Below are 24,199 nucleotides of genomic sequence, written 5' to 3'. Positions count from 1 at the left end.
AGAAAGCCAACGTAAATATTACGTTGGCTTTGCAATTTAAATTTCGGCTATGCTAGTGTTAATCGCCTTCAACGTAGCTGCAGGATCTTCAGCTTTAGTGATCGGACGCCCTATCACTAGATAATCACTACCCGCTTTCACTGCTTTTTCAGGCGTCATAATACGTTTTTGATCGCCAGCATCAGCACCTGCTGGTCGGATACCCGGTGTCACAAGCTTAAACTCTTCACCGAGTTGAGCTTTTAAAAGTTCGGCTTCTTGTGCAGAACAAACCACGCCATCTAGGCCTGATTCTTTCGCTAATTTTGCTAGATATAGCACTTGCTCTTGAGGCGTCTTTTCAATTCCAAGCTTTAATAATTGTCCTTGATCCATACTCGTTAGTACGGTCACAGCAATAAGTAACGGCGCTTTATCGCCGTAAGCTACCAACGCTTCTTTTGCTTTTGACATCATTTCGTGACCGCCGCTGGCGTGAACATTTACCATCCACACACCAAGCTCAGCTGCAGCAGTTACTGCTTTCGCGACTGTGTTTGGAATATCATGAAATTTCAGGTCTAGGAATACATCAAAATTCATATCTACCAGTTTTTTTACAAACTGAGGGCCAAAATAGGTAAACATCTCTTTACCTACTTTCAATCGGCATTCGTCAGGTGAAAGCTGAGAAACAAATGATAATGCAGCTTCTTCATTATCATAATCAAGCGCAATCAAAACCTTTTTTAAATCTTGTGTCGACATAGTTACCCTATTTGGCCAAATTAAAAACTTAAAAACCGTCTAACCCACGGCTTGGAGCAAGTGACTCCCAATGTTTGCAGGAGGGACATAACCAATACATCGTATGACTTGTAAACCCACAATGACCACATTGATAGTTTGGTTTAGTTGCAATATAAGACTTCACCAATTTATCTATTTCTTGTAGTACGTGGTCTATTTTAGCATCTTTGCCGCTAATGAGTTGCAGCAAATAACTAAAGCCCCTAATTGATGGTTCACGTTTTAAACTATCAGTTAGAAACTCTATTGCCTCAGAAATATGACCTTTTTGGACTAATCCTTGGCAAAACTTAATTCTGATCAGCACGCCTCCTTTTTCTAATAACTCTGAGACTAACTCAAAGAATTGATCGTGAATGTTTAATTGAACATAACAGGATTCGAGGTCTTCTATTACTAGTGGTGCCATAAATACAAATTGGCTCACGAGCTTTCGCCAATAATATATACACTTCACGTAATCATCATGTTTGTATGCATCTTTGCCCATTTCGTACAAGGGTCTTACTGTTTCATGCGCGAGCGCTGTTGCTTTTTCGAATAGGCTTGGATTCTTTTCTTGATTTGCAGCTTCACAATAGAAGTTTGCAATAGTGGCGCAATGAGACGACTTTTTGAAAAGCTCAGGATGCGCTTCATACATATGAACGCCTTTTCGCCAATCTCTAGTTTGAGAGTATAGGTTTAAAATCGGGTCGAGTGCATCTTTAAACCCAAGTTTTACAAGAATGACTAAATGTTCTTCAGCGCTATCCAATAGGCCAGCTAAGATGTAATCTTGAGCAAGCTCTAGGCGACAGGACTTCACCACTTCTTCATCTAGATTAGGTTGTTTAAGTAGGAGTTCATGAATTTTTATCGCTCTATCTAACTCTCCCCGCTTTCTAAAAAGCGATGCGAGTGTTAAATAATGGTCGACGGAGTCTGCTGAGACTTCAAGTAATTTGGTGAGGTGTTCAAGACCCTGATCTTCTTCCCTATCTAGTAGGAATTTTAGGCCTTTACTGTATTCAGAAGTAATTTGTCTACTTTGCTCTAGGGCTTGATTCTTAGCACTATTTTTACCCATAACATAACCGTAGGCGGCGGCTACAGGTAGTAATAAAAACAGCAGCTCGATCATAACTAGCGTTCGGCTGCTTGACTAAGCTTACTATTACTTTTTTTTAGGCGATGATTTTGCCATTTAAGCTTAGATAAAACCGACGCTGTTACAAGTAAACCAATAACTATCCCAAGAGCTAAGCAAATACTCATTAAGGTTGCGAGTGGTAACTCTGCACTTGCAATTACAAAATTGACATTAACAACTTGTGGATTTTGTGTTCCAACTAAAAATGCAATCAGTATGGCAACAACAGCTAATCCCTTTTTCAATACTGCAACCAAGTTTAGCTCCGTTAGACTTAATTATTTAAGCTTTCGTTTACTCTATCGCGCAGCTCTTTGCCAGGCTTAAAGTGTGGTACGTATTTACCATCCAATTCTACTGTTTCGCCCGTTTTAGGATTACGACCAGTGCGAGGAGAACGGAAGTGAAGCGAGAAACTACCAAAGCCTCGGATTTCTATACGTTCCGAGTCTGATAATGAGCCAGCCATTTGTTCAAGGATTTCTTTTACCGCATTCTCTACATCTTTAACAGGAACGTGAGCGTGCTGCAGTGCAAGTTGTTCTATCAATTCAGACTTTGTCATAATGTTTCCTTTAGTGTAAAAGGAAGGGCTAAGCGCCCTTCCTAGTTTAAAGACTGATTAATTAGTCTTTTTGAGCATTTTTGAAAGCTGCAGCCATTGCGTTTTCGAACGCAGGCTCATCTTTCTTAAGCTTCTCTAGTACTTCTTTTTCTTCAGCTTCGTAGATAGCTTTAACTGATAGGCTGATAGTACGGTTCTTACGATCAACACCTACAAATTTAGCTTCGATTTCGTCGCCTTCAGAAACAGCAGCAGTCGCGTCTTCAACACGCTCTTGCGCGATGTCAGCTACACGGATGTAACCTTCAACGCCTTCGATTAGCTCAACAGTTGCGCCTTTAGCATCAACTTCAGTCACTTTACCTTTAACAATAGCACCTTTTTTGTTGGCGTCTAGGTAGTTAGTGAATGGATCAGCGTCGATTTGCTTAACGCCTAGAGAGATACGCTCACGCTCTGGGTCAACTTGTAGAACGATAGCTGTGATTTCGTCACCTTTCTTGTACTCACGTACAGCTTCTTCGCCTGGAGTGTTCCAAGAGATGTCAGATAGGTGTACAAGACCGTCGATACCGCCGTCAAGACCGATGAAGATACCGAAGTCAGTGATAGACTTGATCTTACCAGAAACTTGGTCGCCTTTGTTGTTAAGACGAGCAAATTCTTGCCAAGGGTTAGCTTTACACTGCTTAAGACCTAGAGAAATACGACGACGCTCTTCGTCGATTTCAAGAACCATAACTTCAACAGTATCACCTAGTGAAACTACTTTTGAAGGGTGGATGTTCTTGTTAGTCCAATCCATTTCTGAAACGTGTACTAGACCTTCAACGCCTTCTTCGATTTCAACGAAACAGCCGTAGTCAGTTAGGTTAGTTACACGACCAGTAAGCTTAGCACCTTCTGGGTAACGACCAGCGATAGCAGCCCATGGATCTTCGCCAAGTTGCTTAAGACCTAGAGAAACACGAGTCTTCTCTTTGTCGAACTTAAGTACTTTAACGTTGATTTCGTCACCTACGTTCACGATCTCTGAAGGGTGCTTAACACGCTTCCAAGCCATGTCAGTGATGTGTAGAAGACCGTCAACACCACCTAAGTCTACGAATGCACCGTAGTCTGTAAGGTTCTTAACGATACCCTTAACTTCTTGACCTTCAACAAGGTTTTGAAGAAGCTCTTCACGCTCTTGTGAGTTCTCAGATTCGATAACAGCACGACGTGAAACAACAACGTTGTTGCGCTTCTGGTCTAGCTTGATAACTTTGAACTCTAGCTCTTTACCTTCAAGGTGAGCTGTGTCGCGAACTGGACGTACATCAACAAGTGAACCAGGTAGGAATGCACGGATTGAATCAACTTCAACTGTGAAACCGCCTTTAACTTTACCGTTGATCATACCAACAACAGTTTCGTGCTCTTCACATGCTTTCTCTAGACGGATCCAAGCTTCGTGACGCTTCGCTTTCTCACGAGAAAGGATAGTCTCACCGAAACCGTCTTCGATAGCGTCAAGTGCTACATCAACTTCGTCGCCAACAGCAACTTCTAGTTCACCAGCAGCATTTTTGAATTGCTCTGCAGGGATTGCACTTTCAGACTTAAGGCCAGCGTCAACAAGAACAACGTTGTTCTCGATAGCGATTACTGTACCTTTAACGATTGAGCCTTGCTCAACTTCAAAACCCTGTAGGCTTTCTTCAAATAACTGCGCAAAATTTTCTGACATACTAAATACGTCTCTATAAAGTTAAATTACCAATTAGCAACCATGCTGCATGGGGTTGTTAAATAAACACTAGCTTCCTGCCTGTGTCATTAAAAAATTACTCAGGTAAACAACTTTTTGGAAGTTTACCAGCCACAATGGCGTCTTGAATAAAAGACATAACCTGTTTGAACACTTGCTCAGCATTATGCTCAGTTGTATCAACAACTATCGCATCGCTAGCAGGAACTAATGGGGCAACCTTGCGATTCATATCGCGATCATCGCGAGCTTTAATGTCTTCTAACAGACCACTTAGTGTAACATCATGGCCTTTCTCATTCAACTCAACAAATCGCCTGCGAGCACGTTCTTCTGCACTTGCAGTCAAATAAATTTTAAGTTCAGCATCAGGGAACACCACCGTTCCCATATCACGTCCATCTGCAATTAAGCCAACTTCAGTTCTAAAAGCGCGCTGACGTCGTAATAATGCTTCTCTCACTCGAGGTAGCGCCGCAATTTTTGACGCTGCCGCGCCGACTTCTTCATTGCGAATGGTGTTAGTAACATCTTCACCTTCAAGTACAATTTTGCTTTTTTTAGTTTCTTTATCGATAGAAAATTGTACATCCAAATTGGCAGCAAGTGGGACCAACCCCTCTTCGTTATCAGTTGCAATTTGGTGGTGTAATGCTGCTAACGAAAGCACGCGATAAATCGCACCGCTATCCAACACTTCCCAATTTAATGTTTCAGCTAACAAGCGACAAACAGTTCCTTTGCCTGAACCACTTGGGCCGTCTACGGTGATAACTGGCATAGCTGCCTGCATTTAGACCTCCTAAAAATGCTCACCTGAATTTGACGGCGCATAGTATACGTCAATTTGCTGAATATATCCTTATTTACCTGTCATTTTTTGTTATATCTCAAATTATTAGTAAAGTGAAGGGCACTAAAAGTCAGGTGCTGACTGGCTTTGACTGAATAAAATTCAGCCAAATATGCGTGTATTTGACTTTGTTATGATGACTATTTTAGAGAAGATTTTAAGGTGCTGAACATCTTCAACACCTTGGATGAAATTAATACTGACTAATGCTTTCTAACACTGAAAAATAGGTTGGGAAAGTTTTTGCCGTACATTTTGGGTCGTTAATCGTGATAGCTTGACCACCCACTGCCACCATCGAAAAACACATCGCAATGCGATGGTCATTGTATGTGTCTACATCCGTAAAATTAAAATTAACCGGTGGTGTAACTTCGATAAAGTCGTGCCCTTCTACCACTTCTGCGCCTACTTTTTTAAGTTCAGTCGCCATGGCAGCTAGCCTATCGGTTTCTTTCACCCGCCAATTGTAGATATTACGAATTGCCGTTTTACCTTTTGCGAATAGCGCTACGGTTGCAAGCGTCATCGCCGCGTCGGGAATAGCATTGGCGTCAATGTCCACACCATTTAGCTCACCTTTTCGGACAACGATACGCTCATCATGCCAATCAATGTTTGCACCAACTTGTTCCATCACTTTGGCAAAACCGATATCACCTTGCACACTTTGTTTACCCACTCCCTTTATTTCAATTTCACCACCTGCAATTGCGGCTGCTGCGATGAAATAAGAGGCTGACGAGGCATCCCCTTCGACCATAAGTGTTCCAGGAGATTGATACTGTTGGCCTGCTTTTACCACAAAATGTTGATAATCGTGGTTTTCGACATGAACCCCAAAGTGCGCCATCACGCCAATGGTAATATCAATATAAGGCTTTGAAACCAGTTCACCTTTAATCGCAATATTCGTATCGCCACTAAAAAGCGGTGCTGCCATCAATAATGCAGTTAAGAATTGGCTTGAGATACTACCGTCAATCTCAACTTCACCACCAGCAAGTTGCTTACCTGTAATTTTCAACGGCGGGTAGTCTTTGTTTTTGAGATATTGAATATCTGCACCAAGCGTTTGCATCGCATCAACAAGATGGCCAATTGGACGCTCTTCCATTCGTGGCTCACCAATCAGTTCATAATCACCAGGTATAGCTGCAAGCACTGCAGTTAATGGGCGATATGCTGTACCGGCATTACCTAAAAATAGCGGCTCAACGGGGGTGTTAAAGTTACCAGCATTTCCTTTGACCAGTGCCACCGTATTATCGTCTTCTAACGATACTTCAACGCCTAACTGAGACAATGCGCCTAACATATGGCGGATGTCATCGCTATCCAATAAGTTCGTCACTTTTGTCGTGCCTTCGCACAACGCTGCAAGCAACAAAATACGATTTGATAAGCTTTTAGAGCCAGGTAGCGTCACACTGCCACTGACTTTAGTAATAGGCTTGAGGGTCAATTGTTCCATCAACTGTTCTCCCGTGCGAATTTATCCATAAATGCAACTAACGCTTTGATCCCTTCAATTGGCATGGCGTTGTATATACTAGCTCGCATACCACCAACAAAACGGTGGCCTTCAAGTGCAATTAAACCGTTTTGTTCTGCCTCTGCCAAAAATTTAGCATTTAGGCTGTCATCATTTAACCAAAATGGTACGTTCATCAATGAGCGACAATGTTTTGCAACTTTGTTTGAATAGAAGTCAGAGCCATCGATGTAATCGTATAAAATGGCTGCTTTTTCTTGATTGTGCGCTTCCATGGCTTTAACACCACCAATGCTTTCAAGATACTTGAATACCTCAAACGCAAGATACCATGCAAATGTCGGTGGTGTGTTGTACATGCTTTGCTGATCAGCCTCAATGGCGTAATCAAGGATAGCAGGTCTTGGCAACCCTTCACGCTTCAATAACGTCTTACGTACAATGGCGATACTGAGACCCGAAGGACCGATATTTTTTTGTGCACCAGCATAGATCAAATCAAAGTCATCGACGTTAATTTCGCGAGATAAAATATTGGAAGACATATCCGCTACGATTGGTGCGGTTGCATGCTTTGGAACGTCAAATATTTCGATACCGTCGATGGTTTCGTTTGGACAATAGTGAATGTATGCAGCGTTTTCTGGTAACTTCCACTCGGAGACAGGTAAAATGTCGAATTGACCATTTTCGTCAGTGCGAATATTAATCGCATGCGTTTGCGTGAATTTTTCACCTTCTTTCGTCGCACCGGTAGACCAGATCCCGTTCTCGATATATACGCCAGGTACACCATCTACATGTAGATTTAACGGTACAGCAGCAAAGTGACCTCGGCCACCACCATGCATAAACAGGACTTCAAATTCATCAGAGATGTTCATCAAACGACGTAAGCTTGCTTCGCATTGCTTTGCCATTTCAAGATACGGCGCCGAACGATGGCTCACTTCCATCACCGAAACACCCAGATTTTGCCAATCTAGAAATTCTTTTTGCGCTTTTTTCATAACTTCAACAGGTAACATCGCAGGACCCGCGCAAAAATTATAAACCGTCATATTTTTCCTCATTCCAAATAATCTAGATCATCCAAAGAATAGCGTTATTCTCATGACTTTTTGGATGAACAGTGGGCTGCCCGACTAAAATGTCGGATTGTTGGTAGCCTTAATTTATCAGGCTTCAGGCTCTTGTCATAGAGGAACAGATTGAAAAAATTGACAGAAAGAAAAAAAGCGACCGAAGTCGCTTTTTTTGGGTAGGATTTTTTTATTCCTCTGCGTCAGATCCCGCAGCAGGTGTTGCTTCACCTTCTAGCTCTGCAACGTCACCTTCAGGCAACTCTTGCACTTCAATTTCTTCGATGCGTTGAAGACCTACTACCTTTTCTTCTTCCATCGTACGGATCAGAATAACACCTTGGGTGTTACGGCCTACCGTAGAAACTTCGTTTACACGCGTTCTAACTAGCGTACCACGGTTTGAGATCAACATGATTTCATCGTTGTCATCAACTTGAACCGCGCCAACCACAGAACCATTTCTTTCAGTTACTTTGATTGACACTACACCTTGTGTTGCACGGCTCTTCGCTGGGTACTCTTCAAGCGGTGTACGCTTACCATAACCATTTTCAGTTACGGTCAAGATTGCACCATCGCCTTGTGGTACGATTAGTGATACCACTTTCACGTCATCAGGCATCTTGATACCACGAACACCTGTTGCTGTACGGCCCATCGGACGTAAAGCCAACATTTCTTCGCCAGTTTCAGGGTCACGCTTCACTTCACCTGTTTCTGAATCTCGCTGCTTCTCGTTAAAGCGTACAACTTTACCATGCTCAGTAAATAGCATGATGTCATTTTCACCTGTGGTGATGTTAGCACCGATCAGGCTATCGCCTTCGTTCAAGTTGATAGCAATAATGCCACTTGCACGCTGACGGCTGTATGCAGTCAGAGGTGTTTTCTTAACGATACCACTTGCCGTCGCCATGACGATAAACTTATCTTCTTCGTATTCACGAACTGGTAAAATTGTCGTAATACGCTCATCAGCTTCGAGTGGTAACAAGTTAACAATTGGCTTACCGCGCGCAGTACGTGATGCAAGCGGCAGCTGGTAAACTTTCAACCAATACAAGCGGCCAGAAGTGGAGAAACAAAGAATTGTATCGTGAGTATTTGCAACGAGTAGACGTTCGATAAAGTCTTCATCTTTCATCTTAGTTGCAGATCGCCCTTTACCACCACGACGCTGAGCTTCGTAATCGCTAAGAGGTTGATACTTCACATAGCCTTCGTGAGAAAGCGTCACTACAACGTCTTCTTCGTTGATCAAATCTTCTAAACTGATATCGTGCGCAGCAGCAGTGATCTCTGTGCGACGCTCATCACCATACGTTTCTTTGATTTCAACTAACTCATCGCGGATCACTTCCATCAAACGCTCTGGAGTAGAAAGGATGTACAGTAGCTCAGCGATAAGATCGAGTAGTTCTTTGTATTCTGCTAGAATTTTCTCGTGCTCAAGACCCGTTAATTTGTGAAGTCTTAAGTCTAGGATTGCTTGGGCTTGTTGCTCAGACAAATAGTACTGACCATCACGGATCCCTAATTCTTCCGCTAACCAATCTGGACGCGCAACATTTTCTTCACCAGTACGCTCAAGCATTGATTTAACGTTACCAAGATCCCAAGCTCGCGCAGTTAGCGCCGCTTTCGCTTCCGCTGGTGTTGGTGACTTACGAATAAGCTCAATGATTGGGTCAATGTTGGCTAGCGCAATTGCGAGGCCTTCAAGCGTATGCGCTCGGTCTCTTGCCTTACGCAGGTCAAATACAGTACGACGCGTTACCACTTCACGACGGTGAATAATAAACGCATCAAGCATTTCTTTCAGGTTGAAACACTTAGGCTGGTTGTTATCTAGTGCAACCATATTGATGCCAAACACAGTTTGTAGTTGTGTTTGAGCGTATAGGTTGTTTAGTACAACCTCACCGACTTCACCGCGTTTGATTTCAATAACAATACGCATACCGTCTTTATCCGACTCGTCGCGTAGTGCACTGATCCCTTCAACCTTTTTGTCTTTAACAAGTTCAGCAATCTTTTCAATTAGTCTTGCTTTGTTAACCTGGTAAGGAATTTCATGAACGATGATGGTTTCTTTGTTTGTTTTCTCATCGACTTCGATTTCAGCTTTCGCGCGGATATAGATCTTACCACGGCCTGTTTTATAGGCTTGTTCGATGCCGTTTTTACCGCTGATGATGGCGGCAGTCGGGAAATCAGGACCCGGAATATAGTCGATTAACTCTTCAATGGTGATGTCTGGATTCTGGATCACAGCCAAACAACCATTGATCACCTCAGTTAAGTTGTGAGGTGGAATATTGGTCGCCATACCAACCGCGATACCGGATGAACCATTCACCAATAAGTTAGGCACTTTAGTTGGTAACACATCTGGAATTTGCTCTGTACCATCGTAGTTTGGTACATAATCAACGGTTTCTTTTTCAAGGTCAGCAAGTAACTCGTGAGCGACTTTCGCCATACGTACTTCGGTATAACGCATCGCAGCTGCAGAGTCACCATCGACAGAACCAAAGTTACCTTGTCCATCTACGAGCATATAGCGTAGAGAGAAAGGCTGAGCCATACGTACAATAGTATCGTAAACCGCGCTATCACCATGCGGGTGATATTTACCGATTACGTCACCAACTACACGAGCTGACTTTTTATAAGGTTTGTTCCAGTCATTTTTAAGTTCATTCATCGCGAACAATACACGACGGTGAACAGGCTTTAGGCCGTCACGTACGTCAGGTAATGCACGACCTACGATTACACTCATTGCATAATCTAGGTATGAATTTTTTAATTCATCTTCGATATTGACTGGCAGGATTTCATTGGCGAGATCAGACATTTGACTCCACTTTCCTTCAGTGTCCACCCCTTTTGTGTCACACTACAACTTGTGTTGAGATGCTATCTGAATATCAAATTGCTTTTTCTACTGAAGCGCCAATTAAACGCGCTTCAAAAAATAGCCGAATTGCCTCAGAGTATCAGCGGGGGCTTTGTTTATTATAAAATTCGTCAAGCATGCTAACACACTTTTTACCGTTTTACAGGTGCTATTTTTATCTAATCCCCTTTATAATGCGCTCAATTCGACGAGGAAGTTTTTTATGACCGAACATCAAAATGTAGACCCTAATGAAATCGCTAAATTTGAAGAAATAGCAGAGCGCTGGTGGGACCGAGAGGGAGAATTTAAACCATTACACGACATTAACCCGTTGAGGTTGGACTTTATTAACGACAAATGTGAAGGCCTATTCGCAAAAACAGTATTGGATGTCGGTTGTGGTGGCGGGATTTTAACTGAAAGCATGGCTAAGCTGGGTGCAAATGCAACCGGTATCGACATGGGACAAGAGCCGCTTAACGTCGCAAAGCTTCACGCATTAGAGGTCGGCATTAACGTAGACTATCAAAAAGTGCCAGCGGAAGAATTCGCAGCCTTACACCAAGGTGAGTTCGATGTAGTAACTTGCATGGAAATGTTAGAACACGTACCAGATCCAGAATCCATTATTCGCTCAGTCGCACAGCTAGTTAAGCCTGGCGGTCATGTATTTTTTTCTACCTTAAACAAAACTACAAAAGCGTATTTACTGGCTATCGTCGCTGCTGAAAAACTGCTTAAAATGGTTCCTGAAGGCACGCATGAGCATGATAAGTTTATTCGCCCTTCGACCTTAATTGACTGGGCTGAAAAGTACGACCTCAAAGTCAGAGCGGCGACAGGGATTAACTACAACCCTATCGGCAAAACATTTACCTTAACGAAAGACGTTTCAGTTAACTACATTCTACACTTTGAGAAGCTGGCATGATCCAAGCGGTACTATTTGATTTAGACGGCACTTTGCTGGATACCAGTGATGATTTGGGCGCTGCACTAAACCACGTTTTAACTGCTAATAAAATGCCTACTGTCGGCAAACAGATATATAGCAGTGCGATTTCAAACGGCGTAGCAGCAATGTTGCAGGTAGGATTTGGTGAGTCATTAAAGCACTACGACATTCAAGTATTACGTCAAGGTGTACTCGACTACTACCTGGCGAATTTATCAGTACATTCCCAATGTTTTGCGCAAATTGGTGAGTTATTAGCGGCACTTTTAGAAAAAGAGATTCAGGTTGGGATCATGACCAACAAACCTGAATTTTTAACACTTCCGCTACTAAAACAGATCCCTGAACTTGCAAAGATCGAGACAGTAGTATGCGGAGATACGCTAGCGGTGGCCAAACCTCATCCCGAGCCTTTACTGTTAGTGGCATCAAAATTGGGGGTGTCACCTGAGCAGTGTATTTATGTTGGCGATGCTGAACGAGACATTATTGCTGCAAAATCCGCAAAAATGATTAGTGCAGCAGCAATGTGGGGATTCATTCCATCTGAAGCTGAAGCTAAGTCTTGGTATGCGGATCTCTATCTTACTAACCCATTAGACACGTTATCGCATATTTAGTGTCGATAAAAAAATAAAACACCATATATTGTGTTTTTGCTATAATAGATACGAATTTGTGTAGAAAAAAATCAGTTAGAATTTTTTTTTATTTTTGCTGAAAAGCATCATCTTTTTGTTGATTTTTCTTTGTGGGCAGATAAGTGGATTGTCATAGGTTAGTGGATACTTACATAAATAAATTATCCCAAACTTATCCACAATTCTGCCCGAGTTGTTCTCTTGCAAATTCACGTCAACCCCACTATCTTGTGATCCCTAGCCACTAGGGCACCATATATAGTGGTGGTTTGCTAAACAATTTTATATTCGTGCGATATCTAAAGCGCGTTCCTAAGGAATACAGGCACATAACATGAACCAACAGCTATCTGTATGCAAAAGAAACGGTCGCAAAGAACCGTTAGATCTAGATAAGATCCATCGTGTCATTACATGGGCGGCAGAAGGCCTAGATAACGTCTCAGTTTCTCAGGTTGAATTAAAGTCACACATCCAGTTTTATGACGGTATTCGTACTGGTGATATCCACGAAACGATTATTAAAGCTGCAGCCGATCTGATCTCAAAAGAGTCTCCAGATTATCAGTATCTAGCCGCTCGTTTGGCTATTTTCCACTTGCGTAAGAAAGCCTATGGCTGTTTTGAGCCGCCGCACTTACACGACCACGTGGTAAAGCTGGTTGAAGACAAGCGCTATGATCAGCACCTTCTTACTGACTACACAAAAGCAGAGTTTGATGAGCTAAACAGCTACATCGACCATAGCCGAGATATGAACTTCAGCTATGCTGCCGTTAAGCAGTTGGAAGGTAAGTACCTTGTACAAAACCGCGTAACAGGTGAGATCTATGAAAGTGCGCAGTTCTTATATGTTCTTGTTGCTGCAAGCCTGTTTGCAAACTACCCGAAAGAAACGCGTCTAGATTACATTAAGCGATTCTACGATGCGGTTTCAACATTCAAAATTTCATTACCAACGCCAATTATGGCGGGTGTTCGTACGCCGACACGTCAGTTTAGCTCATGCGTACTGATTGAATGTGCTGATAGCCTAGATTCAATCAACGCAACTTCTTCTGCGATTGTAAAATACGTCAGTCAGCGCGCTGGTATTGGTATTAACGCAGGTCGTATTCGTGCACTAGGTAGCCCAATCAGAAATGGTGAAGCGTACCACACAGGATGTATTCCGTTTTATAAGCACTTCCAAACGGCTGTTAAAAGCTGTTCTCAAGGCGGTGTGCGTGGTGGCGCAGCGACCCTATTCTACCCGCTTTGGCATCTTGAAGTTGAAAACCTATTAGTACTAAAAAATAACCGTGGTGTTGAAGAGAACCGTGTGCGTCATTTAGATTATGGCGTGCAGTTCAACAAAACCATGTATAGCCGCCTAATTAAAGACGACTATATCACGCTATTTAGCCCATCAGATGTGCCTGGTCTTTACGACGCATTCTTTGAAGATCAAGATAAATTCGAAGAACTGTATGTTAAGTACGAGCAAGATGAGTCTATTCGTAAGAAACGCATTAAAGCGATTGAATTATTCTCAATGTTTGCGCAAGAACGTGCGAGCACCGGTCGTATTTATCTGCAAAACGTTGACCACTGTAATACACACAGTCCGTTTGACTCTAAGGTTGCACCGATCCGCCAGTCAAACCTATGCCTTGAAATTGCACTACCAACGAAGCCGTTAAGCCATGTAAATGACCCTGAAGGTGAAATTGCACTTTGTACACTTTCAGCATTTAACTTAGGTGCCATCAAGTCTCTAGATGAGCTAGAAGAGTTAGCAGAGCTTGCGGTTCGCGCACTTGATAACCTATTAGACTATCAAGACTACCCTGTTCCTGCTGCGTACAATGCAACGATGGGACGCCGTACACTGGGCATCGGTGTGATTAACTTTGCTTATTATCTTGCAAAGAATGGTGTTAAGTACTCAGATGGTAGTGCTAACGGCCTAACACACAGAACATTTGAAGCGATCCAATACTATCTGATGAAAGCATCGAATGAACTGGCAAAAGAGCGTGGCGCTTGTCCTAAGTTTAACGAGACGACCTACTCACAAGGTATCATGCCAATAGATACCTATAAGCGTGACCTTGATAAAGTCTGTGAAGAGCCATTACGCCTTGACTGGGATGCATTAAGAGCAAGTATCCAAGAACACGGTATGCGTAACTCAACGTTGTCAGCCTTGATGCCGTCAGAAACATCATCGCAAATCTCAAATGCAACAAACGGTATTGAACCACCTCGTGGCCATATCAGTGTTAAAGCGAGTAAAGATGGTATCTTGAAGCAAGTTGTACCAGAGTACGACCGCCTCAAAGACAACTATGAGCTACTTTGGGATATTCCATCTAACGATGGTTACCTTGCGCTAGTTGGTATTATGCAGAAGTTCATCGATCAAACTATCTCTGCAAATACCAATTATGATCCAAGTAAGTTTGAAGCGGGTAAAGTTCCTATGAAGCTATTGCTAAAAGACTTACTCACCGCATACAAACTTGGTGTTAAGACACTTTACTATCATAATACCCGCGACGGTGCTTCTGATGCTCAAGATGAGCTGAAACCAGAAGCAGAAGACGATGGCTGTGAAGGCGGCGCTTGTAAGATATAACTTTTTATGCGGGTGGTCTTCACCCGCTTTTTTAGGTATTGAGTAACACATTTATGGCATATTCTACGTTTAGCAGAAATCATAACGACCAATTAAAAGAACCGATGTTTTTCGGACAAACTGTTAATGTATCTCGCTACGACCAACAGAAGTTCCCTATTTTCGAAAAGCTAATTGAAAAGCAATTATCGTTTTTCTGGCGTCCAGAAGAAGTAGACGTAAGTAAGGATAGATTGGACTTTCAGGCACTTCCTGAGCACGAAAGACATATCTTTTTGAGCAACCTAAAATATCAAACATTGCTAGACAGTGTTCAGGGTCGCTCTCCGAACGTTGCTCTTTTGCCGATCGTCTCCATCCCTGAACTTGAAACTTGGATCGAAACTTGGGCGTTTAGTGAAACGATCCACAGTCGCTCTTACACTCACATTATTCGTAATGTGACGCAGAATCCGGAAGTGATCTTTGATGACATCGTGGGCAATGACAAAATTGTTGAACGTGCGGATGCAGTTACCAAGTATTACGATGAACTGATTGAAAAGGTAAGCCTTTATAATCAGTACGGTGAAGGCAAGCATGAAATTAATGGCACAACGGTCGTCATTAACTTGTTTGAACTGAAAAAGCTCCTGTATCTTTGCATCATGTCGGTAAACATCTTAGAAGCGATCCGCTTCTACGTGAGTTTTGCCTGCTCATTTGCTTTTGCTGAGCGAGAGCTTATGGAAGGTAATGCTAAGATCATCAAGCTAATTGCTCGTGATGAAGCGCTTCATTTGTCTGGCACACAGCATATGCTGAATATCATGCAAGAAGGCAAAGATGACCCCGAAATGTCTATCGTGGCAGCACAATGCCGTGACGAAGCGATTAAGATGTTTGTTGAAGCAGCTGAGCAAGAAAAAGAATGGGCTGAGTATCTATTTAAAGACGGCTCAATGATTGGCCTGAACAAAGATATTTTGTGTCAATACGTTGAGTACATCACAAATATTCGTATGGCAGCAGTTGGTTTACCAACGCAATTTGAGACCAAATCGAATCCTATTCCGTGGATCAATGCTTGGCTTGTTTCTGACAATGTTCAGGTTGCACCACAGGAAGCTGAGATAAGCTCATACCTTGTTGGACAAATCGACTCTGAAGTCGATGCCTCTGACTTTGGCGATTTCGACCTGTAATGGTTGAAAAGCCATCTTTCCTAATTCAGGTTGAGAATATTGAGGAGCCACTGGAATATGTGGCTTCTTCGTCTTCGATACTTGAAACCCTTGAAGCCGCAAATATCGAAGTCCCCTATCAATGTCGCGAGGGTTTTTGCGGCGCCTGCCGCGCCAAGCTCATTGACGGACAAACACAGTACGCGAACGAGCCACTTGCTTTTGTGAGAGATGGGGAAATTTTATTGTGCTGTAGCAGACCCACAAGCCATATTAAAATAGAGTTGCCGTAAATAACCAAAGCCCAAGAGATAACAACTTGTCTAATAGCCGTTATCTCTAACTAATACGTTAAATCAGCTTGGTAATTTGAGTACGAATGTAGTGTTCGCTATCAGTAACACTCATCGCCCCATTTTCAAAAATCACATCCCAATGTAAACTTCGCGTCAGCATTTCACACAATTCAACCACAAAGTCCTTAGGAATACTAAACACAGAGAAAGATCCAATAAACTGTAATTGCGCTCGACGCTCTTCAAACCATTGCTCACCGCCTGCACACAACACCACAACCTTAGCATAAAGCTTTTCATACTTGAGTATCTCATCGACCTCTAAGGTACCAATAAACAAAGCAACTTCAACTTGTTCGTTGTCATCTTCTAACCATACATCCGGCCAATATTTTTTCTCCGCCTTGCTCCACTTTGCCGGCTTATCAAAAGACAGTGCGCAGATCCCAAGCAGTTTCATCGCAAAATGCTCGCTACTTTCTTTTGACAACATGGCGGTAGTAAACGCTTCTTCATGGTGGCTATGGTGAAATAAGTCAGCAACCTTAATCCTTGCCTTGAAAACAAATGGCTTGTTCATTATGTTGTGCTCACTTTAGCTTGTTTCTTAACTATAGCTGTAATTCTAATTTCAACAATAACTAAGTTATAGTATAACGTTATTGATCCGCAAAATTTGTAGTGTTATATTATCACTCTATTAGTCGAACAGCTCACTCGTTCAATACATAACCTAACTCGTGGTAATAAAAATATGTTTAAGCAGTCTCTTATCGCCAGCGCATTAATTTCAATAATAGGTGCAGCGCCAGCTTATGCTGCACAACTAACAGGTAAAGTTGTTGATGCAAACAACCAACCGCTCAGTAACGCCACTATCCACCTTCATGGCAAAAGCAAATCGGTAAAGTCAGATAAATTTGGCCAATTTACGATTGAGCTTGATGCTGACTCGCAGCTTCATATCTCAAAGCCAAACTACTTAGACCATCGTATTAATGTTACCGAAGAACAAGGTTTCGTACGTGTTGAGCTAACACCAACGTCCGTTGAGAGCATAGTTGTTTATTCTTCTGCCCTGCACAAAAATAGTATGGAAATGACCTCTCCAGTGAGTGTATTAAGCGGTGATGAACTAAAAAACCGTGCAAAACCCACACTGGGTGAAACACTAAAAGGCCAACCTGGGATCAATGCCAGTTATTTTGGTCCGGTAAGTTCAAGCCCTATTATCCGTGGCTTAGATGGACCGCGAGTCAAAATCACGCAAAATGGGTTAGACAGTAGCGATGCCTCGCGCGTTGGTCCTGATCATGCCAACACCAACGACTCGCTTGCAGCGCAACAGATTGAAGTGCTAAGAGGCCCAGCTACCCTACTATACGGCTCAGGTGCAATAGGTGGTGTGGTTAATGTCGTTGATAATCGTATTCCGACTGATGTGATCGAAAGCCTTCAGGGCGCAGCCGACTATAGCCATGATACCAACTCAAATACCAATACCTTTGCGGTGTTATTAGAATCAGGCTTTGATGGCTTTAACTTCCATTTCGATGGCGTTAAGCGTAAAGGTGGTGACTATGAAACCCCTAATTTCGCGCTTCCACACGACGAACATGAAGAACACGCGCATGAACATGAAGGCGAAGATCATGCCCACGAAGCAGAAGAGCATGAAACAGAGTACGCCAATCGCGTCGACAATACCTTTATCGATTCTGAGCAATTTAACTTAGGTACAAGTTACGTCGGCGATCATCTGACCGTTGGTTTCTCTTATGGCCGTGTTGATACGGACTATGGCATTCCTGCTCACTCTCATATTGGTCATGACCATGATCACGAGCATGAGCATGAGCATGAAGAGGAAGGGCATGACCATGAAGAAGAATCCGTATTTGCTCGAGTAAAGCAAGACCGTTGGCAAGGGCTTGTAAATTATGCAGTACACAGTGACTGGCTTGAATCTGTTGGTCTACGTGTCGGCTACACCGATTATGAACACGCTGAAATTGAAGATGGAAACATAGGTACAGTATTTAAAAATGATACAACCGAGTTACGCTTAACCGCAGAGCACCGCTTAGGTGAATGGCACGGTACTGTTGGTTATCATTTCTCCGACAGCGATTACGCCGCGAACGGTGAAGAAGCTTTCACGCCATCGACCAATACCAAAACGCATGCTCTTTATATCCTTGAAGAACGTCGTTTTGGAGACTTCACACTTGAGTTAGGTGCTCGTATTGAAGACTACCAGTTATCAAGCAAAGGCAATCAACTCGAAGCGTACGAAGAAGATCATGACCATGAAGGTGAACACGATCATGATCACGACCATGGTGGTAACTTAGATAATGGGTTTATTTCTTATGACCTAGAAATGACCAATCTAAGCTTGTCTATTGGTGGTGTGTACGACTTTGCTGAAGGCCAAAACGTTGCTGTTTCGCTGTCTCGTTCAGAGCGCGCACCATTAACTGCCGAATTGCTTTCAAATGGCATTCATATCGCAACCAGCACCTATGAACTAGGGCTTGGTTATGAGCTTGAAGGTGATCATTTACACTTTGAGCCACAAGATGTTGAACAAGAGACATCAAATAACTTAGACATCAGTTTCAGAAAGTTCTCAGGCGACTTTGGCTATACCGTTAATTTCTTCTATAACGACATCGAAAACTTCTACTATCAGGCATTAACAGACTATATCTATAGTCCAGAGCACGGTTTAGAAGTGGCGGATCATGCACATGAAGGCGCGGTTCCAGTGTTTAAGTTTGAAAGCAGTGATGCCAAACTATACGGTCTCGAGTTTGATGCCCATTACAAACTAAGCAACTTTGCACGCGTCAAAGTGTTTGGTGATTCGCTGACAGCGAAGTTAGATAACGACGAATATTTGCCACGTATCCCAAGCAACAAGCTAGGTCTTGATTACGAACACAGTTACGAGAACCTAACTGCTAACTTCACAGTGACGCATTATTTCAAGCAAGACAACATCGCGAGCTATGAAAGTGAAACTAAGGGCTATACGTTAGTGGATATGTCGTTTAACTATGACTTTGAGTTTATGGGCAGTGACATGGTTGGTTATGTTAACCTTGATAACCTAACAGATGAGCTAGGCTTTGTGCATAGCTCGTTTATCAAAGAGCAAGCCCCTCTTCCAGGTCGTAACATCAAGCTTGGCATTAGAGGCTACTTTTAATACCGATTCCTTTCTTTTATAGAAACCAAAAAGCTACCTCTTGTGGGTAGCTTTTTTATCTAACTTGAAGCAGTGAACCTCAATTTAATGATAGTAAATCAGTAAATTATGCGCGAGTGCCAAAGATTTTGTCACCGGCATCACCAAGCCCAGGGACTATATATCCTTTCTCATTTAAATGGCTATCTAATGCTGCTGTGTAAATTTCAACATCAGGGTGTGCTTCTTCCACAAGCTTTACTCCTTCTGGCGCTGCCACCAGCACAATCGCTCTGATCTCTTTTGAACCGGCTTTTTTTAGCATGTCGATAGTAGCAATCAGTGAGCCACCAGTCGCAAGCATTGGATCAATAACTAATGCAAGTCTGGCATCGATATTGCCCACCAACTTCTCAAAATAAGGCACAGGCTCAAGTGTTTCTTCGTTGCGCTGTAAACCCACAACACTTACTTTAGCTGCTGGGATCAACTGCAGTATGCCATCTAGCATTCCCAAACCGGCTCTCAAAATTGGCACTAAAGTGATCTTTTTACCTGTCAGCCTTTTAACTGTTAACTCGTTACCGTCCCAAGCAGAGATAATCTGATCGCTCAACGTCAAATCTTTTGTTGCTTCGTAAGTGAGTAAGTTGCCAACTTCCGAGACAATTTCGCGAAAATTTTTGGTCGATATACCCTGCTCTCGCAAGAGCCCGAGTTTATGCTGAACTAGTGGGTGATCAATTACATGTAATGCCATGGCTGCGTATCCTTATAAACTGCTAAAGAAATCTTCTGGTTTGTGCCTTATAGGCTTTGTACACTGCACCGTAGGCGTGCCTAAATAAAGATAGCCAACGATCTCATCTTTTTCATTGAGACCAAGTTGCTTTTTCACTTCTGGACTCTGGGCAAAGTAGCCCGTACGCCATACACCAGATAACCCCTGTGCAAAAGCCGCTTGCTGCATCGCAAGTACACTACAGCCTGCACTTTGAATTTGCTCAATACGAGGTACTTTTGGATGTTCTTGATAAGGAGATACCGCGATGATCAACATTGGCGCGCGCTCTGGTAGCTCTCTCGCTCTATCTATCACCCGCTGCTCTTGCAGCTCTTTCACCGCCGCTTGATAATAGATTTCACCTAGCTTTTCGCGGCCTTTTTCTTCAACTGTAATAAATCTAAACGGTGTTAAGCCACCATGATCTGGCACTTTTAGTGCTGCTTTTTTAATGATTTCTAACTGAGCTGGATTAGGTCCAGGAAAAGACAGATTGCTATCTGACTGGCGTGTTAAGAGTAATTCTATGGCGTCCATTGACTCATCCCGTATTGTGCCTTCAAAATGGCCGTGAATTATACCAATTTGACTTAATACGTGTCTCGAAATAGACCAAATACTTAAGCAAATTGGTATTACGTGGCTTGTAGTCTATCATTTTCCCTTAAATTCGACCACGTGACATTACGGATTTCTGGACAGCATCCTTTCAGTAATTCATTTTACTCCGGAAGTAAATCGCGTTGTTTCCTATCAATAAGTAGCCTTAACCAATAATCAACACTGACATAACGTCCACCACCAGTAAAAAATAATGAAAGTAGTAATACAAAGTAAGTTGCCGAAAATTCAATTCCATTGTTTAAAATAACAATATTACCTCTTTCATAGAGATAATTTGGTCTGCCATTTTCTTCGACTATCTCTTTAATTGAATCCAAACGTTGCTTTGCTGCTACGCTATTTTCTAAGCTCGCTTTAGCTTCTTCAAAGCCTAGCCAGTCTAATACTTTTGCGGCGCTGGTATCAGGATTTGTTGGCGTTACCGAAAACCAGCCATGCTCCAAATGCACCGTCGTTGCAGCAACTACCATAGTCACCATGAGCGGAATAGACACTAAACGCGTAAGCAAGCCAAGTAAAATTAACCAACCACCTAAAAACTCCGTCCAAGCGGCTAGAAAGGCAAGTAAGTCAGGAAAAGGTAAACCTAAGCCCCACTCACTATTGCCAAACCATGCGACAATATTGGGATCGGCGAGGAGGCGTTGTAAAAATGCCGCGTCCGGATTAGCCAAATTTAATTTATTGTAACCTGCAATGATCATAACTGGCGCAAGAATAAGGCGCATAAGTAATGGCGCAAGACCAGAAAAATGTTGAGATAAATGTTGTAGTTGCCGATACGGCTTTAATAGGTTGGCAAGCATATGCGGTCCATAGTTGATGTTAGAATTATCAGTATAGACCGCAGATTGGGTTGGGTTATTTCGTTAGGGCCTGTTAATCTTTCAAGTTTGTTTTTGCAGCAGTTTGATTGGTATTTATACAAGGCAGAGCCTGCGTAGCATAGTTGTTCTATGTGAGTCAGTCGATAAAGACTTTGGGCTCCTGCAAAGTCACCTTACCCCACATCCTTGTGGGGCAACACAGAAGAAATGCCAATCAAGCGCTGCCCTTTGGGTTCACCTGAGTGCGCTTTGTTCATTGTTGCTCAACTCTTGCTTAGATTACTAGGCGGCAAGTCGAGCGTCGCGACCAAAACACACTCAGGAGCACAAAAATCAAACAGCAAAGATCAACAGACCCTAGATCTTTCTTGCTACCTGAAGGGCTTCTGCAATCGCTCGCTTAGCATCAATCGCTGCCGCCAGTTTGGCCCCACCAATAACGTGCTGATTTTCTGGTAGTGCCTCTTTATCGAACAAGCTATCGTTAGAAACTTGTCCAATACAAGCAATGACCGTATCAACATCCAACAATTGCTCTTCACCTGCAACTCTTACAGTCAAACCTTGACTATCAAAGCTGATATATTCGCATTCTGCAATTTGTTGAACATTGTGGTGTTTTGCAACGGCTCTGTGGATCCAGCCTGTGGTCTTACCTAAGTCTTTACCAAAACGTCCTTCAGAGCGTTTTAACATATAAATCGGTCTTTGCTCTTGTGATGGTTGCGCTTCGCATTCTATTCCCCATTGAGATTTAAAATCAGGAATCGTTTGTTCTCGCTGTTCAGTTAAAAACGCTACCATGTCAAAGCCAATACCACCTGCGCCTAAAATAGCAATTTTATTACCTAATTCTACTTCACCCTTAATCACTTCGTCATAGGCAAACACACGTTTCCCATCTGCGCATTCAATTTTCGACATCCGTGGACTTACGCCCGTTGCAAATACCACATCATCAAACGCATTTGCCATTGTTTCTTCGTATGGTGTATTTAGGCAAAGCTCAACACCTAAGCGATTTATTTCGCTGACATAGTATTTAAGCGTATGTTGGAAGTCTTCTTTACCTGGTATTCGCATCGCTAAATTAAACTGACCACCTAATTCGCTACCTTTATCAATCAACTTGACTTGGTGGCCTTTTTTAGCGAGATAATAACTTACAGACAACCCAGCAGGTCCTGCGCCAACAACGAGTACTTGTTTTTTCCTTTGGGCACTCTGAAGTGGATAATCCAATTCAAATCCGGCTTGTGGATTCACCAAACATGTTGCTCGTTTACCTTTAAATACATGGTCTAAACAACCCTGATTACAGCCGATGCAAATATTGATTTGTTCCGAGCGCTGCTCTTGATATTTATTAAAGAATTCAGGATCAGCCAGTAGCGGACGCGCCATAGAAATAAGGTCGGCATCTCCTTTAGCTAAAATGTCATTAGCAAGATCTGGGGTGTTAATCCTATTTACTGCTACAACAGGTATATCAACGGCTTGTTTTAATCTATGTGACGCTTCACGATAAGCACCTGGAGGCACCATCGACGCAATTGTTGGAACACGCGCTTCGTGCCAACCAATACCAGTGTTGAGAATATCCACACCGGCCGCGACCAAAGCTTTGGCTTGAAGCACAACTTCTTCTGGTGTTGAGCCATTTGGGATTAAGTCCATGACCGACAGACGAAAAACGATTATGAACTTATCGCTCACTTTTGCTCTAACCGCTTTTACAATATCTGTTGCCAATCGCATTCTGTTTTCTAAGCTACCACCATATTCATCAGTGCGCTTATTAGTATGACCCGCCATAAACTCATTGATTAAATATCCCTCTGAGCCCATGATTTCCACACCATCGTAGCCTGCTTTTTCGGCCAACTTAGCTGAGTGAGCAAAGTCTTTAATCGTACCTTTGATGGCACTTAAGCTCATTGCTTTTGGTTTATATGGATTAATCGGTGCTTTGATAGCACTAGGTGCAGTGTTGAATGGATGATAAGCATAGCGCCCAGCATGTAGTAACTGTATACAAATTTTGCCACCATGCTTATGTACTACATCAGTGTATGCTTTGTGTTTAATTACATCGTATAACGAGTTAAAAGAAGAAGAAATGGGTGTCAACTTACCGCGTAGGTTTGGACTGTAGCCACCGGTTACGATCAGACCCACTCCACCTTTTGCTCGTTCTTCATAAAACGCAGCCAGTCGCTTTCGGTTGTGCCACCCTTCTTCAAGCCCGGTATGCATTGATCCCATTACCAAGCGATTTCGCAAACTGGTATGTTTAAGTTGTAGTTCTTGTTCTAACATTTGCCGCCCCACAAAACTGGTCTTACCTGTGAACATTAACGTTTTTTTATTATTTGGCAAGTCTTAAGGAGAAAGAAATTAACGAATTTGGCAGCATTGGCGATATTTCAATCATGAAAATACTTCGTTACGTTTTTCTATTATTCATGAAACTCGCTCTGATATATGATAAATGTATAGAGTTGTATTGAAGTTAAGCATAA

The 24,199-nt window shown here is 42.6% G+C and carries 20 protein-coding genes; 6 read left to right on the top strand and 14 right to left on the bottom strand.

Annotation, left to right across the window (positions count from 1 at the left end):
* Nucleotides 1–36: 36 nt before the first annotated feature.
* The 9 genes from pyrF to gyrA all read right to left on the bottom strand — a co-directional run bounded on the left by pyrF (nt 37) and on the right by gyrA (nt 10,529).
* Nucleotides 37–747, bottom strand: a complete 711-nt coding sequence (gene pyrF, locus BB427_RS04900) for an orotidine-5'-phosphate decarboxylase (RefSeq protein WP_069019127.1) — start codon at nt 745–747, stop codon at nt 37–39.
* Between the two features lie 28 nt (nt 748–775).
* Nucleotides 776–1,912 carry a lipopolysaccharide assembly protein LapB gene (locus tag BB427_RS04895; protein ID WP_045990775.1) on the bottom strand — a complete coding sequence of 379 codons (1,137 nt, stop codon included), beginning with the start codon at nt 1,910–1,912 and terminating at the stop codon, nt 776–778.
* Nucleotides 1,913–1,914: 2 nt separating this feature from the next.
* Nucleotides 1,915–2,178: a lipopolysaccharide assembly protein LapA domain-containing protein gene (locus BB427_RS04890; RefSeq protein WP_045990774.1), complete on the bottom strand. Its 264-nt coding sequence runs from the start codon at nt 2,176–2,178 to the stop codon at nt 1,915–1,917.
* A 17-nt stretch (nt 2,179–2,195) separates the two neighbouring features.
* On the bottom strand, nt 2,196–2,486 hold the full coding sequence (gene ihfB / locus BB427_RS04885; RefSeq protein ID WP_010377033.1) for an integration host factor subunit beta: 291 nt from the start codon (nt 2,484–2,486) through the stop codon (nt 2,196–2,198).
* Nucleotides 2,487–2,547: 61 nt separating this feature from the next.
* Complete coding sequence (rpsA, locus tag BB427_RS04880; protein ID WP_017217321.1) at nt 2,548–4,215, bottom strand: 30S ribosomal protein S1; 1,668 nt, start codon at nt 4,213–4,215, stop codon at nt 2,548–2,550.
* Nucleotides 4,216–4,312: 97 nt separating this feature from the next.
* Nucleotides 4,313–5,029, bottom strand: a complete 717-nt coding sequence (gene cmk, locus BB427_RS04875; protein WP_069019126.1) for a (d)CMP kinase — start codon at nt 5,027–5,029, stop codon at nt 4,313–4,315.
* 253 nt (nt 5,030–5,282) lie between these two features.
* A complete protein-coding gene (gene aroA, locus BB427_RS04870; RefSeq protein WP_069019125.1) occupies nt 5,283–6,563 on the bottom strand; it encodes a 3-phosphoshikimate 1-carboxyvinyltransferase in 1,281 nt (426 codons plus the stop codon).
* A complete protein-coding gene (gene serC, locus BB427_RS04865) occupies nt 6,563–7,645 on the bottom strand; it encodes a 3-phosphoserine/phosphohydroxythreonine transaminase (RefSeq protein WP_069019124.1) in 1,083 nt (360 codons plus the stop codon). Before serC ends, aroA begins: the two co-directional genes overlap by 1 nt.
* Nucleotides 7,646–7,856: 211 nt before the next feature.
* Complete coding sequence (gene gyrA / locus BB427_RS04860; protein ID WP_069019123.1) at nt 7,857–10,529, bottom strand: DNA gyrase subunit A; 2,673 nt, start codon at nt 10,527–10,529, stop codon at nt 7,857–7,859.
* 265 nt (nt 10,530–10,794) lie between these two features.
* Between gyrA and ubiG the strand changes: the two genes are divergently transcribed.
* From ubiG to yfaE, 5 genes are all read left to right on the top strand, one after another.
* On the top strand, nt 10,795–11,505 hold the full coding sequence (ubiG, locus tag BB427_RS04855; RefSeq protein WP_069019122.1) for a bifunctional 2-polyprenyl-6-hydroxyphenol methylase/3-demethylubiquinol 3-O-methyltransferase UbiG: 711 nt from the start codon (nt 10,795–10,797) through the stop codon (nt 11,503–11,505).
* Nucleotides 11,502–12,149 carry an HAD family hydrolase gene (locus BB427_RS04850; protein WP_069019121.1) on the top strand — a complete coding sequence of 216 codons (648 nt, stop codon included), beginning with the start codon at nt 11,502–11,504 and terminating at the stop codon, nt 12,147–12,149. The genes ubiG and BB427_RS04850 overlap by 4 nt, the downstream gene beginning before the upstream one ends.
* Before the next feature lie 355 nt (nt 12,150–12,504).
* On the top strand, nt 12,505–14,790 hold the full coding sequence (gene nrdA, locus BB427_RS04845) for a class 1a ribonucleoside-diphosphate reductase subunit alpha (RefSeq protein ID WP_045990768.1): 2,286 nt from the start codon (nt 12,505–12,507) through the stop codon (nt 14,788–14,790).
* Nucleotides 14,791–14,843: 53 nt separating this feature from the next.
* On the top strand, nt 14,844–15,974 hold the full coding sequence (nrdB, locus tag BB427_RS04840) for a class Ia ribonucleoside-diphosphate reductase subunit beta (protein WP_017217314.1): 1,131 nt from the start codon (nt 14,844–14,846) through the stop codon (nt 15,972–15,974).
* Nucleotides 15,974–16,246 carry a class I ribonucleotide reductase maintenance protein YfaE gene (gene yfaE / locus BB427_RS04835; protein WP_045990767.1) on the top strand — a complete coding sequence of 91 codons (273 nt, stop codon included), beginning with the start codon at nt 15,974–15,976 and terminating at the stop codon, nt 16,244–16,246. The genes nrdB and yfaE overlap by 1 nt, the downstream gene beginning before the upstream one ends.
* A gap of 58 nt (nt 16,247–16,304) precedes the next feature.
* On the opposite strand, the gene BB427_RS04830 is transcribed toward yfaE, so the two are convergent.
* Nucleotides 16,305–16,829, bottom strand: a complete 525-nt coding sequence (locus BB427_RS04830) for a YaeQ family protein (RefSeq protein ID WP_069019120.1) — start codon at nt 16,827–16,829, stop codon at nt 16,305–16,307.
* A gap of 174 nt (nt 16,830–17,003) precedes the next feature.
* Here BB427_RS04830 and BB427_RS04825 point away from each other — a divergent pair, with 174 nt between their 5' ends.
* A complete protein-coding gene (locus BB427_RS04825; protein WP_069019119.1) occupies nt 17,004–19,463 on the top strand; it encodes a TonB-dependent receptor in 2,460 nt (819 codons plus the stop codon).
* A 106-nt stretch (nt 19,464–19,569) separates the two neighbouring features.
* Here the strand turns inward: BB427_RS04825 and upp are convergent, their stop codons facing one another.
* The 4 genes from upp to BB427_RS04805 all read right to left on the bottom strand — a co-directional run bounded on the left by upp (nt 19,570) and on the right by BB427_RS04805 (nt 23,996).
* Entirely contained in the window at nt 19,570–20,202 is a 633-nt protein-coding gene (gene upp / locus BB427_RS04820; protein WP_069019118.1) for a uracil phosphoribosyltransferase, read from the bottom strand.
* A gap of 12 nt (nt 20,203–20,214) precedes the next feature.
* On the bottom strand, nt 20,215–20,763 hold the full coding sequence (locus BB427_RS04815) for an NAD(P)H nitroreductase (RefSeq protein ID WP_069019117.1): 549 nt from the start codon (nt 20,761–20,763) through the stop codon (nt 20,215–20,217).
* Nucleotides 20,764–20,948: 185 nt separating this feature from the next.
* Nucleotides 20,949–21,656, bottom strand: a complete 708-nt coding sequence (locus tag BB427_RS04810) for an HvfX family Cu-binding RiPP maturation protein (protein WP_069019116.1) — start codon at nt 21,654–21,656, stop codon at nt 20,949–20,951.
* 378 nt (nt 21,657–22,034) lie between these two features.
* Nucleotides 22,035–23,996, bottom strand: a complete 1,962-nt coding sequence (locus BB427_RS04805) for an FAD-dependent oxidoreductase (RefSeq protein ID WP_069019115.1) — start codon at nt 23,994–23,996, stop codon at nt 22,035–22,037.
* Between the last annotated feature and the right edge of the window lie 203 nt (nt 23,997–24,199).

Source organism: Pseudoalteromonas sp. BMB (assembly GCF_001709235.1).
Classification (GTDB): Bacteria; Pseudomonadota; Gammaproteobacteria; order Enterobacterales; family Alteromonadaceae; genus Pseudoalteromonas; species Pseudoalteromonas maricaloris.
The sequence above is the reverse complement of the archived record's forward strand: the minus strand, read 5'-3'. Positions and strand labels throughout refer to the sequence as shown.